General features: G+C 51.5%; 1 pseudogene. It reads right to left on the reverse strand.

Features of this window, described 5'->3' with window-relative positions:
- A pseudogene (locus FQ668_RS28650) lies at positions 1 to 291 on the reverse strand (ABC transporter permease); the annotation flags it as partial.

Genomic DNA, 291 nt, shown 5'->3' on the forward strand with positions numbered 1-291 from the left:
CTACAAAGCGTAGAACGATCAGCAATAGCATGGCTGGCAACTGCTTGAACGTCGACTGCACAATATTGACAAGCGGAAAAAAGGCGGGCTGAACGTTACTGTTCAGCATGAGTGACTGACCGCCCAATATGCTGGTTGCACTGGTCGACACCGCTTTGGTGAACCACATCCAGGGCACTAAACCGCAGAGCAGGAATAGGCCATAATTCTCGACCCCCGCATTCAAGACTCTGCCGAACAGGAAATAATAAATAACGAGGTGCAGCAGAGGCTCCAGCACCACCCAAGCGT

Origin of the sequence: Pseudomonas sp. Kh14 (assembly GCF_900291005.1) — a bacterium.
Taxonomy (GTDB): domain Bacteria; phylum Pseudomonadota; class Gammaproteobacteria; order Pseudomonadales; family Pseudomonadaceae; genus Aquipseudomonas; species Aquipseudomonas alloputida.